Consider the following 12624-nt stretch of genomic DNA (forward strand, 5'->3'; position numbering starts at 1 on the left):
ATATCCTGGTCGGAAAAACCGGTTCCCAATTTTCTGGGATATGCTCTTGTTCGATCCGTCAGGCGGCGCGGTTGTCGCGTGCTGCCCTGACGGCCCGGAAAAACTGTTCGATCAGCGCCGGATCCTTGACGCCCGGCGCGCTTTCCACGCCCGAGGAGATGTCTATTCCGGGTGGGTTGGCAAGACGAAGGGCATCGCCGATATTGGCGGCGTTGACCCCACCGGAAAGCATGTAATCGACGCCGGCGTCAAGGCCGGCCAGAATGCGCCAGTCGAAGGCGACGCCATTGCCGCCCGGCAGCTCCGAGCCCTTCGGCGGCTTGGCGTCGAACAGGAAGCGGTCGGCAATGCCGATGAAGGGTTTTACCCGCTCAAGATCGGCAGCCTCGCTGACCGACAATGCCTTCATCACCGGCAGGCTGTAGCGGGCCTTCACCTCAGTCACCCGTTCAGGCGTTTCCGAGCCGTGAAGCTGCAGCACGTCAGGATGCATTTTTTCGACGATCTCGTCCAGGAACGCATTGCCGGCATCGACCGTCACGGCGACCGCCCTGGCCTTGCCGGATGCTGCTTCGCGCAAGCGACCGGCTTCAGCCGGCTCGATATAGCGCGGGCTTTTGGCAAAGAAAATGAAGCCAACATGGCTGGCGCCGCCGGCCAATGACGCGGCCAGTGCCTTGTCGGTCTTCAAACCGCATATCTTGATGTCGAGCGTCATGGCGCGGGGATTGGCACGAAATGGCAAAAGAGTCGAGAAAAAGCATCCTGTTTGCCGCAGCAGCGGAAAGCGCTACCTTTCATAGAGCAAATACAGGCGGGAGTATAAGCATGGCAGACGAAAGCGCCGCACAACTCAAGCAAAAGATCGCGCAGGCGCGCGAAGTCATCGCTCATTTGCTGGATAAGGCAGCCTTCAACGGCGCCGAGGCACACCGGGCGCTGGATTATTTCGGCAGCGATGCCTTCGAGAAGGACTTCTTGCCGTGGCCGCGGCATACCGACGAGGGACTGAGGCCGGAGGAATTGAACGCCGCAAACGACGATTGATCGGCTCGCGACGACCAGCGATCAGGCAAGCTATTCGAACATGATCGCCTGCAGCGAGCTGCCATTGCGCTTCAGCCAGGCTTTGCAGCGCGCGGTGTCGGGGCAAAGCTGCTCGCACAATTTCCAGAATTTCGGGCCGTGGTTCATCTCCTTGAGATGCGCCACCTCATGCGCGACGAGGTAGTTTATGACCGGTGACGGCGCCATCATGATGCGCCAGGAAAAGGACAGGTTGCCGTCGGAGGTGCACGACCCCCAGCGGCTCGACGTATCCTTGAAGCGGACCGCCTTGGCACGCTTGCCGATCGCCGCGGTGTGCTTCGCCACCAACCGCTCGATCTCGCGCCTGGCTTCGCGCTTGAGGAAATCGGCGATGCGGCGGGGCAGATGCACGCGCTCGCCATGCACGACCATCAGCGGGCCGCGCTCGTCGTGCGACAGGGTGACGGTACCGCGTTTTGAAGGTTCGTGAACGATGCGATGCGGCACGCCGCGCACCGGTACCTTGATGCCGGGCCGCACCTGCGGCCGGTTCGGCACCTTGGCCAGCCGCTGCTCCAGCCAGTCCTGATGGCGGTCGAGGAATTTTTCCACCTCGCCGCGGCGCAGGCCCGGCGGTACGGTGATGCGCAGGCCGCGGCCGCCGGAATCGATGCGCAGAGTCAGGCGGCGGGCACGGTCGTTCTCGACGATCTTGAGCGGCAGCGAACGGCCGGCAACAACATGCTCTCGCTCCTGGACAGGAGCGGACGTGGGTTTCGTCAGGTTGCGGAAGAAGCCGAAGGACATGGACGGGACGATACGCGATTCGAGGGAAACGAATAGAACAAAAAAGAAACGGCGCCGTGAATACGACGCCGTTTCAACTGCCGTTCAGGGGCAAGGACCTTACTCGTCGAGCAGGCCAGGCGTGGATTTGCCGCTGCGCTTGGTGGTCGTCGTCGACCCGGTCGTGGGAGAGGTCGACTTGTTGCGGTTGGCCATGAAGCGGTCGAACTCTTCCTGATCCTTGGCGCGGCGCAGTTCGCGGGCATATTCGTCGAACTCGGTCAGCATCTCATCGAGCTTGCGGCGCTCTTCGGCAAGGCGTTCGAGTTCCTTTTCGCGCCAGTCGTCGAAAGCGACGTTACCGGTGCGCGTAGAGCCATGGCCCCAGCGCGCCGCCTTGTCGGAACCGCGGCGGCAGCCGGCGAAGATGCCGTCGGTGGCGCGGTTCACGTCGCGCTTGAAGCCGTCGAGCCGGTCGCCCCATATGATGTAGGCGAGCATGGCCAGGCCGAGCGGCCAGAACACCATGAAGCCGATCACCATCAACGCGATGGTTGCCGGCGTCCAGGCCGGACGGATCAATGCAGATGTGTTCATTTCTCCCGTTCCTTCAGTTGGACACAGCCAAACCCGGCTGCGTCAAATCGAAATGGGAAGGGGAAAACGGCGATTCAAGGCACTCCCCGCCAAAACCAGACAAGGTTTTGAAATGACTGTCTCTTTTTGAGCTTTTCCAGGAAAAGCACAACCAGGCCGCCGACCAGACCCCAGAACGCGGCGCCAACGCCGAACAGCGTCAGGCCGGATGCAGTGACGGCAAAGGTGACGGTGGCGGCCATCCGCTCGTCCTCCTCCTTGAGCGCGATCGACAGCGCGTTGGCGAGCGCCGCCATCAGCGCCAGGCCGGCGACCAGCATGATCAGGCTCTGCGGCAGCACGGCGAAGATCGCCACCAGCGAAGCGCCGAACAGGGCAAAGACCAGATAGGCAAGCGCGTAGAACGGGCCGGTCTTCCAGCGCTCGGCGGGGTCCGGGTGCACGTCCGGTCCGGTGCAGATTGCCGCCGAGATCGCCGCCAGATTGGTGGTTGAGGCGCCAAACGGCCCCGACAGCAGCGAGAACAGGCCGGTGACGCCGATCAGCGGGCCGGGCTCGGGATGGTAGCCGGCGGCCCGCAGCACGGCGAGGCCGGACAAGTTTTGCGAGGCCATGGTGACGAGGTAGAGCGGCAGCGCCAGGCCAATGATGGCGGTCGCGGTGAAGTGCGGCGCAATCATCGTCAAGGTCGACAGTTCCGGCGCCGGCAGGCCGCCGACCCGGCCGGTGAGGAACGCGGCAGCACCGCCGCCGACCAGCACCGTCAGCACCGACAGGGCCGGGTTGAACAGCCTGATGGCGAAGAAGGCCGCGACCAGCGGCAGGATCAGCCAGGGATCGGCGGGGATGGCCTTGACCGCATTGATGGCGAAGGTGACGACGATGCCGGCCAGCATTCCGGAGGCGACCGAGGCCGGTATCCCTGCAATCAGCCGGGTCAGCGGCTTGAACAGGCCGGTTGCGATCAAGAGGACGGCGGTGATGATGAAGGCGCCGACCGCTTCCGCCATCGAGAAGCCGCTCGATGCCGCGATCAGCGCCAAACCGGGCGTCGACCAGGCGGTGATGACGGGCATTTTCGTGCGCCAGGACAGCCACAGGCACTCTATCGCCTGCGCCAGGCAGAGCGCCGTGACCCAGCTTGCGGTTTCGATTTGCGTCGCGCCAACCGCCTTGGCGGCGGCAATGACGATGGCCAGCGTGCCGCCGAAGCCGACGATCGCCGCGACGAAGGCTGATACCGGAATGGAAATGCGCATATCTCTACCCCGCCTGCTGCACCATGGCGCCCACTGCCCGCACCAGCATGTCGAGATCCTGGGGCCGCGACAGCCGGTGGTCGCCGTCGGGAATGAGCGACAGCGTGACGTCGTCGGCTGGCAACAGGCTGACCAGCTTCAGCGCATGGCTTGACGGCACGTCCTGGTCGGCCAGGCCCTGCAATATGTGGACGGGGCAATGCGTGTCGATCGGCCCGGTCATCACCCGGTTGTTCCAGCCGTCCTCGATCAGCGCGCGTGTGTAGATGTAAGGCTCGGCGGAGTAGTCCGACGGCTCCTCGAAAAACCCTTTTTTGGAAAGGTCGCGCTTCTGCGCCTTGGTCAGCACCGGCTCGATCAGCTCGGCGGTGAAATCCGGCGCCGGCGCCAGAAGCACCAGGCCGGCGACGCGGTTCTCGCCTACCTTGCGCAATTCCTGGACCATGCGCAGCGCGATCCATGCGCCCATCGACGAACCGACCAGGATCTGCCTGCCTTGCGTGAAACGGCGGAAGACGGCGAGGCTCTCACCGAGCCATTTCGAGATGGTGCCGTCGGCAAAGGCGCCGCCGGATTCGCCATGGCCGGAATAGTCGTGGCGCAGCAAGGCGCGGCCTTCGCGACCTGTCCAGTCCGACAGCGTTTCGGCCTTGGTGCCCAGCATGTCGGATTTGTAGCCGCCGAGCCAGACGATGCCGGGCGCGGCACCTGCCGTGTGCCTGACGGCTATGCTGGTTCCGTCGACGTCGAGAAAAACCGGTGCGGTCATGGCCAACTCCTTCAGACCGGTGTTTTGACACGTCCGGCGGTTCAACGAAAAGTGCTCTGCAACTTTCTTCGTTTGGTGCAGGGTGCAGTCCACGGAACAGGTGATTTCCTGAGAATGCTGTGCTATTGACTCCGGCCGCGCGCTCACCACATTGACGCGTCCACAGACCTGAACTGAAAACCCTGAACGAAACGGCTCAAGGAGACCACGACCATTCGCAGACCTTTCAAAGCAGCGGCGCCCACCAAGGATGGCCCGCGCTCCAACCGTGATATCCGGGTTCCCCGGGTCCAGCTAATCGACGCCGAAGGCCAGAACCGCGGCGATGTCTCCATCAACGACGCATTGCTGCTCGCCGAAGAGGCTGGGCTCGATCTGGTCGAGATATCGCCCAATGCGGTACCGCCCGTTGTAAAAATCCTCGATCTCGGCAAGCTGAAATACGCCAACCAGAAGAAGGCGGCCGAGGCGCGCAAGAACCAGAAGGTCATCGAGATCAAGGAGATCAAGATGCGCCCGAACATCGACAGCCACGATTACGAGACCAAGATGAAGGCCGTCCGGCGCTTCTTCGAGGAAGGTGACAAGGTCAAGCTGACGCTGCGCTTCCGCGGCCGCGAGATGGCGCATATGGAACTCGGCATGCAACTCCTGAACAAAGTTCGCGAAGAAGTGGCGCCGATCGCCAAGGTCGAAGCGGAACCGAAGCTCGAAGGCCGCCAGATGATGATGGTGCTGGCGCCACGCTAACGCGCGTCGCGTTTTTGGGCGACATGCATTAAATCTGCCTGAATCATGTTGCAAGGCGTCCCGGCGATCGGCGGGGCGCCTGTCTTTTGTCCAATGCCGCGATCGCCGGCACAGCTACTCGACGATCGGATTCCAGCGTGGTCGATGAAGTCAAATATGCGGACGCCAAATATGCGCTGGGCAGCTACCAGCACACGCGCAGGATGGTGCTTGCCGTGCTGGTCGTCGTCCTGTTCGCAGCGCTGCTGTTCGGGCAATCGCTGTTTCCGCCCGAAACCCTCATGCATGAAACGATCGAGATGGTCGGCGTCCTGCTGATCTTTCTCGGTGTTGTCGGGCGCCTGTGGTCGACGCTCTACATCGGCGGACGCAAATCCTCCGAGGTGGTCAGCGGTGGACCCTATTCGATCACCCGCAACCCGCTCTATGTCTTCTCCTCGGTGGCCGCCGCCGGCGTCGGCGCGCAGATCGGCTCGATCACCGCCACGATCGGCTTTGCGGTGCTGTGCGCCGCTGCCTTCTATATCGTCATCCTGCGCGAAGAGAAATTCCTGAAGGAAGCGCTCGGCGCACCATTCAAGGCCTATATGGCGCGGGTGCCACGCTTCTTCCCGAGGCTTTCGCTTTACCACGAAGGCGACACCGGCAGCTTCAAGCCGCGCCTGCTTTTGACCACGCTGCTGGACGGGCTGGTGTTCCTGGTGGCGCTGCCGGCCTTCGAACTGATCGACGGCGCCCAGCAGTCGGGCATATTGCCGGTACTGTTCCGGTTGCCCTGAGCACGCATCATTGCGGGTGTTGCGCGCGCGCCCGCTTTGACGTATAGGACCGCCGTTCCTAAAAAACCGCCCGGCAGGGCATGCCGTGGCGGTTTCATTTGCTTTTCGGGCTTTGGTCAGCCTGAAGCGAACAAAAAGCGCGCTGGTGCGCCCATAAACGGAGTAGCAAAATGCCCAAGATGAAGACCAAGTCAGCCGCCAAAAAGCGGTTCAAGATCACAGGTACCGGTAAAGTCCTGTCGGCTGCGGCCGGCAAGCGTCACGGCATGATCAAGCGTTCCAACAAGTTCATTCGAAATGCCCGCGGCACGATGGTTCTGGCTGAACCGGACGGCAAGAAGGTCATCAAGAATTTTCTGCCGAACGGCCTTTAGAGCATTCGGTCTGGACAGCGTTTAAGGAGATCATGACATGGCACGCGTAAAGAGAGGCGTCACCTCGCACGCCAAGCACAAGAAGGTCCTGAAAGCCGCCAAGGGTTTCTACGGCCGCCGCAAGAACACCATCCGCATCGCCAAGCAGGCGGTGGAAAAGTCGCTGCAGTACGCTTATCGCGACCGCAAGAACCGCAAGCGCTCGTTCCGCGCTTTGTGGATCCAGCGCATCAATGCCGCGACCCACGAGCACGGCCTGACTTACGGCCGCTTCATCGACGGCCTCAACAAGGCCGGCATCGAGATCGACCGCAAGATCCTGTCGGACATGGCCATCCACGAGCCGCAGGCATTTGCCGCGCTGGTGGCCAGGGCCAAGGTCGCGCTCGAATATCTTAAGAACACCACGCCGAACGCTTTTGAAAGCGCTGTAGCCTAACCAGCGCCTTCCCAAGCTATTCGACACTTGATTTGGGAAACCCGCGCTGGCAGGGCTGGCGCGGGTTTTTCCTTGCTTCCAATCTGGTCTGGAACATGAGTGACATGGAAACTCTCGAAAATTCCCTGATGGCCGACATCGCGTCGGCATCAGACGAGGCCGCGATCGAAGCCGTTCGCGTCGCCGCCCTCGGCAAGAAGGGCACGGTCTCCGAGATGCTGAAGACACTCGGCTCGATGAGCGCCGAGGAACGCCAGGTAAAGGGACCGGCGATCAATGGCCTCAAGAACCGCGTGACCGAGGCGCTTTCGGCCCGCAAGGCCGAGCTGAGGGACGTGGCGATCGCAGCCAGGCTCGCGGCGGAAAAGGTCGACGTGACGCTGCCGGTGCGCCAGTCGCCGGCCGAGCGCGGCCGCATCCACCCGATCAGCCAGATCATCGACGAGATCGCGGCGATCTTCGGCGACCTCGGCTTCGCAATCGCCGAGGGTCCGGATATCGAGACCGACTATTACAATTTCACCGCGCTGAATTTCCCGGAAGGCCATCCGGCGCGCGAGATGCACGACACCTTCTTCTTCCAGCCGGACGAGAAGGGCGAGCGCAAGCTTTTGCGTACGCACACCTCGCCGGTGCAGATCCGCACCATGGAGACGCAGAAGCCGCCGATCCGCATCGTCATCCCCGGCAAGACCTACCGCCAGGATTCCGATGCCACCCACTCGCCGATGTTCCATCAGGTCGAGGGGCTGGTGATCGACAGGTCAGCCAACATCGCCAACATGAAATGGGTGCTGGAGGAGTTCTGCAAGGCCTTCTTCGAGGTGCCGCAGGTCAAGATGCGCTTCCGGCCGTCCTTCTTCCCGTTCACCGAGCCCAGCCTCGAGGTCGACATTCAGTGCGACCGCTCGCGGCCGGGCGAGGTGCGCTTCGGCGAAGGCTCCGACTGGATGGAGATCCTCGGCTGCGGCATGGTCCACCCCAATGTGCTGAGGTTCGGCGGGCTCGACCCCGACGAGTATCAGGGCTTTGCCTGGGGCATGGGCATCGACCGCCTCGCCATGCTGAAATACGGCATGCCGGACCTGCGCGCCTTCTTCGACGCCGATGTGCGCTGGCTGTCGCATTACGGTTTTCGGCCGCTCGACATGCCGACGCTGTTCGGAGGGCTGAGCGCGTGACAGCGCTCCATACCGGCGGCTGCCGCTGCGGCGCCGTGCGGTTCGAGGCCTCGGCCGAACCGCACCATGTCAGCTATTGCCATTGCGGCGATTGCCGGCGGGCCAGCGGCGCGCCGGTCTCGGCCTTTGTCGGTTTCATGACCGATCAGGTCGCCTTCACAGGCAAGGCGCTGAAGATGTTCGAGAACGGCCCGGTGACGCGCTCGTTTTGCGGCGTCTGCGGCTCGCCGATCGCCTATGTCGACGAGCGATTGGCTGACCACATCTATTTCATGCTCGGCGCCATGGACATGCCGGCCTATTTCAAGCCGACGCACCATGCCCATGTGCGCGAACAACTTCCCTTCCTGCACATGCCCGACGACTTGCCGCGCCATTTGAAAACCAGCGTGCCCAGACCAGACGGAACACAGTCATGAAATTCACCCTCTCCTGGCTCAAGGATCACCTAGAGACCGAAGCCTCGCTGGCCGAAATCGTCGAGCGGCTGACGTCGATCGGCCTCGAAGTCGAGCATGTCGACGACAAAGCGAGCCTGAAACCCTTTGTCATCGCCAGGGTGCTGACGGCGGTGCCGCATCCCGACGCCGACCGGCTGCGCGTGCTGACGGTCGATACCGGCGACGGCAAGGCCCCTGTGCAGGTCGTCTGCGGAGCGCCAAACGCCCGAGCCGGCCTGATCGGCGCCTTTGCGGCACCCGGCACCTACATCCCCGGCATCGACGTGACACTGACGGTCGGCAAGATCCGCGGCGTCGAAAGCCACGGCATGATGTGCTCGGAGCGCGAACTGGAGCTTTCGGACGAACATCACGGCATCATCGACCTGCCCGCCGATGCGCCGGTCGGCACCAGCTTTGCCGCCTATGCGCATCTCGACGATCCGCTGATCGAGATCAATCTGACGCCGAACCGGCCGGATGCCACCAGCGTCCACGGCATCGCCCGCGACCTGGCAGCGAGCGGTCTCGGCAAGCTCAAGAGCGCACCGGTCGAGGCGATCCCCGGCAAGGGCGAGACGCCGGTCAAGGTGACGATCGAAGCGCCGGAGCTCTGCCCCGGCTTCGCACTGCGCCTGGTACGCGGCATCAAGAACGGCCCGTCGCCGAAATGGCTGCAGCAAAGGCTGATCGCCATCGGATTGAGGCCGATCAGCGCGCTGGTCGACATCACCAACTATGTCACCTTCGACCGCGGCCGACCTTTGCATGTATTCGATGCCGGCAAGGTGACCGGCAACCTCAGCGTGCGCCGGGCGCGCGACGGCGAAAAGGCGCTGGCGCTCGACGGCCGCGAATACACGCTGGCCCCGGAGATGTGCGTGATCGCGGACGAGGATGGCGTCGAATCGATCGCCGGCATCATGGGCGGCGAGCATTCCGGCTGCGACGAGAACACCACCGACGTGCTGATCGAATCCGCATTGTGGGATCCGATGACCACGGCGCGCACCGGCCGCACGCTCGGCATCATCAGCGATGCGCGCTACCGGTTCGAGCGCGGCGTCGACCCTGAATTCATGGTCCCAGGGGTGGAGCTGGCAACGAGGCTGGTGCTCGATTTCTGCGGCGGCACTCCGAGCGAAACCGAAGTCTTCGGCTATGCCGGCCATACGCCGAAGATCGTCTCCTTTCCGCTTTCGGAAGTGAAGCGGCTGACCGGCATCGAAGTGCCTAAGGCCGAAAGCCTCGGCATCCTTGCCCGCCTCGGTTTCAAGCCGGAAGGCTCGGGCGACGTCGTCAACGTCACCGTGCCGTCCTGGCGGCCGGATGTCGATGGCAAGGCTGACCTGGTCGAGGAGGTGATGCGCATCCACGGCGTCGACAACATCACGCCGCAGCCGCTCGTCTCGCATGATGCGGTCAACGCCAAAATCCTGACCGTGCTGCAGATCCGCACCCGTGCTGCCAAGCGGGCACTCGCCGTGCGCGGCATGATGGAGGCCATCACCTGGTCGTTCATTCCGGCCAGCCACGCCGAACTGTTCGGCGGCGGCCAACAGGCGTTGAAGCTTGCCAACCCGATCGCCGCCGACATGTCCGACATGCGGCCGTCGCTGCTGCCGGGGCTGATCGCGGCCGCCCAGCGCAATGCCGACAAGGGCATCGGCGACGTGGCGCTGTTCGAGGTGTCGGGCACCTATGAAGGCGACGCGGCCGACCAGCAGCGGCGCGTCGCCGCCGGCGTGCGGCGCGGCACCGCAAGGCTCGACGGCTTCGGCCGCCATTGGGCGGGCAATGCCGGTCCGGTCGGCGTGTTCGACGCCAAAGCCGATGCGATCGCCGCCCTCGAAGCCTGCGGCGCGCCGGTCGAGCGGCTGCAGATCGAAGCCGGTGGCCCCGCCTGGTACCATCCCGGCCGCTCCGGCACGATCAAGCTTGGGCCGAAGGTCATTTTGGGAACGTTCGGCGAGTTCCATCCGAAGACGCTCGAGGAGCTGGACGTCTCGGGGCCGCTCTGCGGTTTCGAAGTCTTCATCGATGCCGTGCCCGAACCGAAGGCCAGGCCAACGCGGACAAAGCCGAGGCTGGAGCTGTCCGCCTTCCAGGCGGTCAAGCGCGATTTCGCCTTCGTCGTCGACAAGGCGGTCGAGGCCGGCACTCTTGTTCGCTCAGCGCTTGCCGCCGACAAGAAACTGATCACCGGCGTCTCGGTCTTCGATGTCTTCGAGGGCGCTGCGCTCGGCGCGGACAAGAAATCGATCGCCATCGAAGTATCGATCCAGCCGGTCGAAAAGACGCTGACCGACGAGGATTTCGAGGCGCTGGCCAAGCGCATCGTCGAGAACGTGCACAAGCAGACGGGCGGCGTGCTGCGCGGCTGAGGGTTGCGCGTGCCTGGCGAATCGCCGTCCAAAGGGCGATGGACCATTTGCGCTATTCAGGGCTCTCTTTCGAAGCGCAGCGCGCGGCTTTTCTTGGCATCGTCTCGGCCGATCCGCTGCTCCGCGAGACGCTGGAGCGGGTGCGCGCGCTTGCCCTGCCTGACTGGCTGGTCGTTTCCGGCGCGCTTTACAACAGTGTCTGGAACCATCTGACGGGAAGGCCGGCGGGTTACGGCATCAGGGATGTCGACCTGTTCTATTTCGATGGGTCTGACCTATCCTACGAGGCCGAGGACCGTGTCATCGCCAACGCCGCGCCAACTTTCGCCGATCTGCCGCTGCCGATCGAGATTCGTAATCAGGCCCGGGTCCACCTGTGGTATCCGGCCAAATTCGGCCGATCGTGTCCTCGCTACTCCAGTTCCAGCGACTCAGTCCGGTTTTTCGCCTCGAAAACCCATGCGGTCGGCGTTCGCTTCGACAACGCTGGGCAGCTTGATCTCGTGGCGCCCTTCGGCCTCGACGACATCCTCTCGTTTCGCATTACGCCGAACCGGGTGCTGGACAGCCGACAGACGCACGAGACCAAGGGCGCGCGTGCAAGGGAGAACTGGCCGGAGATCACGGTCATGCCTTGGTAGGTCTGCCATGCCTTGACGTTCCTCCCGCGCCCGACGATGCAGAAATGTCGGCGGGAGCGCTGTCCCGCCAACGTCTCACAATCTTCAGCGCCGCGGCACTCGAAAAGGGACGCCGAAGCGCCCCTCTCGATTGTCTCTGACGTGGCCGTTCAGCCGTTGACCAGCGCCAGCAATTCCTCGGTGTAGCGCTTGCCGACGACCTTGTCGGGCGACAGCGCGTCGCCGATGGCCGCTACCTCGGCTTCGGTCAACACGATCTGTGCCGCTGCCGTGTTCTGTTCGAGGTGGCGGATCTTGCGGGCGCCGGGGATCGGCACGATGAAATCGCCCTGATGCAGCACCCAGGCAAGCGCCAGCTGTGCCGGCGTCACGCCCTTGTCCGCAGCCATTGTCTCCAGCACAGCGATGACAGCCGCGTTCGCCGCCATGGCCTCAGCCAGGAAGCGCGGCAAGCCGCGGCGCCAGTCGTCGGCGCCGAGAACCTCCGGCTTGTTGATCGTACCGGTCAGCAGGCCGCGGCCAAGCGGGCTATAAGGGACGAAGCCGATGCCGAGCTCACGGCAGACGGCAAACACCTCTTCTTCCGGATCGCGGCTCCACAGCGAATATTCGCTCTGCACGGCTGATATCGGATGCACGGCATGCGCCCGGCGGATGGTCGAGGCACTCGCCTCCGACAGGCCGAGCGCACGCACCTTGCCCTCACGCACCAGCTCGGCCATGGCGCCGACCGTATCCTCGATCGGCACTTTGGGGTCGACGCGATGCTGGTAGTAGAGGTCGATGACATCGGTGCCCAGCCGCTTCAACGAGGCTTCGGCGACCGCCCTGACGTGTTCGGGGCGACTGTCGACGCCGGCCATGCGCTCCGTGCCGCTGCCTTCCTCCAGGATCTTGAAGCCGAATTTTGTCGCGATGGTCACCTTGTCACGGACCGGCTTCAACGCCTTGCCGAGCAGGATCTCGTTCTCGTAGGGGCCGTAGACTTCTGCCGTGTCGAAGAAATTGACGCCGATCTCGACGGCGCGGCGCAGCGTGGCGATCGCGTCGGCCTCTTCCTGGCCGCCATATCCGAAACTCATCCCCATGCAGCCGAGGCCGACCGGATAGACATCAAGTTCATTTCCAAGCTTGCGGGTTAGCATCACGCGTCTCCTTGTTGTGATGCGGCAGAGATAACGGCTTGCACCGCGTTC

Annotated in this window: 15 protein-coding genes; 9 read left to right on the forward strand and 6 right to left on the reverse strand. The window is 63.5% G+C overall.

All coding sequences use genetic code 11. The features are described from left to right. Positions 1-58: 58 nt before the first annotated feature. Positions 59-718, reverse strand: a complete 660-nt coding sequence (locus EN859_RS17420) for a phosphoribosylanthranilate isomerase (RefSeq protein ID WP_127854124.1) — start codon at positions 716-718, stop codon at positions 59-61. A 20-nt stretch (positions 719-738) separates the two neighbouring features. Between EN859_RS17420 and EN859_RS17425 the strand changes: the two genes are divergently transcribed. Further along, complete coding sequence (locus tag EN859_RS17425) at positions 739-1047, forward strand: hypothetical protein (RefSeq protein WP_245525594.1); 309 nt, start codon at positions 739-741, stop codon at positions 1045-1047. 30 nt (positions 1048-1077) lie between these two features. Here EN859_RS17425 and EN859_RS17430 read toward each other — a convergent pair whose 3' ends face one another. From EN859_RS17430 to EN859_RS17445, 4 genes are all read right to left on the reverse strand, one after another. Further along, on the reverse strand, positions 1078-1836 hold the full coding sequence (locus EN859_RS17430) for a M48 family metallopeptidase (RefSeq protein WP_127854125.1): 759 nt from the start codon (positions 1834-1836) through the stop codon (positions 1078-1080). A 99-nt stretch (positions 1837-1935) separates the two neighbouring features. Continuing rightward, the gene (locus EN859_RS17435; RefSeq protein ID WP_127854126.1) at positions 1936-2412 is read right to left on the reverse strand and encodes a DUF2852 domain-containing protein; all 477 of its coding nucleotides are present in this window, start codon (positions 2410-2412) and stop codon (positions 1936-1938) included. Between the two features lie 74 nt (positions 2413-2486). Continuing rightward, entirely contained in the window at positions 2487-3671 is a 1185-nt protein-coding gene (locus EN859_RS17440) for a benzoate/H(+) symporter BenE family transporter (protein WP_127854127.1), read from the reverse strand. 4 nt (positions 3672-3675) lie between these two features. Next, positions 3676-4440, reverse strand: coding sequence for an alpha/beta hydrolase (locus EN859_RS17445; protein ID WP_189502036.1), 765 nt, complete (start codon positions 4438-4440; stop codon positions 3676-3678). Positions 4441-4653: 213 nt separating this feature from the next. On the opposite strand from EN859_RS17445, the gene infC reads away from it, so the two are divergent. The 8 genes from infC (at position 4654) to EN859_RS17485 (ending at position 11428) form a co-directional block, all read left to right on the forward strand. Beyond that, complete coding sequence (infC, locus tag EN859_RS17450; RefSeq protein ID WP_081482097.1) at positions 4654-5190, forward strand: translation initiation factor IF-3; 537 nt, start codon at positions 4654-4656, stop codon at positions 5188-5190. 137 nt (positions 5191-5327) lie between these two features. Beyond that, a complete protein-coding gene (locus EN859_RS17455; protein WP_127854128.1) occupies positions 5328-5969 on the forward strand; it encodes an isoprenylcysteine carboxylmethyltransferase family protein in 642 nt (213 codons plus the stop codon). Between the two features lie 170 nt (positions 5970-6139). After that, complete coding sequence (rpmI, locus tag EN859_RS17460) at positions 6140-6343, forward strand: 50S ribosomal protein L35 (protein ID WP_006201248.1); 204 nt, start codon at positions 6140-6142, stop codon at positions 6341-6343. 37 nt (positions 6344-6380) lie between these two features. Continuing rightward, positions 6381-6782 carry a 50S ribosomal protein L20 gene (gene rplT, locus EN859_RS17465; RefSeq protein WP_127854129.1) on the forward strand — a complete coding sequence of 134 codons (402 nt, stop codon included), beginning with the start codon at positions 6381-6383 and terminating at the stop codon, positions 6780-6782. Positions 6783-6877: 95 nt separating this feature from the next. Beyond that, entirely contained in the window at positions 6878-7963 is a 1086-nt protein-coding gene (gene pheS, locus EN859_RS17470) for a phenylalanine--tRNA ligase subunit alpha (protein WP_127854130.1), read from the forward strand. After that, the gene (locus EN859_RS17475) at positions 7960-8382 is read left to right on the forward strand and encodes a GFA family protein (RefSeq protein WP_127854131.1); all 423 of its coding nucleotides are present in this window, start codon (positions 7960-7962) and stop codon (positions 8380-8382) included. The genes pheS and EN859_RS17475 overlap by 4 nt, the downstream gene beginning before the upstream one ends. Continuing rightward, positions 8379-10787, forward strand: coding sequence for a phenylalanine--tRNA ligase subunit beta (pheT, locus tag EN859_RS17480; protein ID WP_127854132.1), 2409 nt, complete (start codon positions 8379-8381; stop codon positions 10785-10787). Before EN859_RS17475 ends, pheT begins: the two co-directional genes overlap by 4 nt. 38 nt (positions 10788-10825) lie before the next feature. After that, positions 10826-11428 carry a nucleotidyltransferase family protein gene (locus EN859_RS17485; protein ID WP_127854133.1) on the forward strand — a complete coding sequence of 201 codons (603 nt, stop codon included), beginning with the start codon at positions 10826-10828 and terminating at the stop codon, positions 11426-11428. Positions 11429-11577: 149 nt separating this feature from the next. Here EN859_RS17485 and EN859_RS17490 read toward each other — a convergent pair whose 3' ends face one another. Continuing rightward, the gene (locus tag EN859_RS17490; RefSeq protein ID WP_127854134.1) at positions 11578-12573 is read right to left on the reverse strand and encodes an aldo/keto reductase; all 996 of its coding nucleotides are present in this window, start codon (positions 12571-12573) and stop codon (positions 11578-11580) included. Positions 12574-12624: the final 51 nt, after the last annotated feature.

The organism is Mesorhizobium sp. M00.F.Ca.ET.216.01.1.1 (genome assembly GCF_004010325.2).
In the GTDB taxonomy this organism is placed as follows: domain Bacteria; phylum Pseudomonadota; class Alphaproteobacteria; order Rhizobiales; family Rhizobiaceae; genus Mesorhizobium.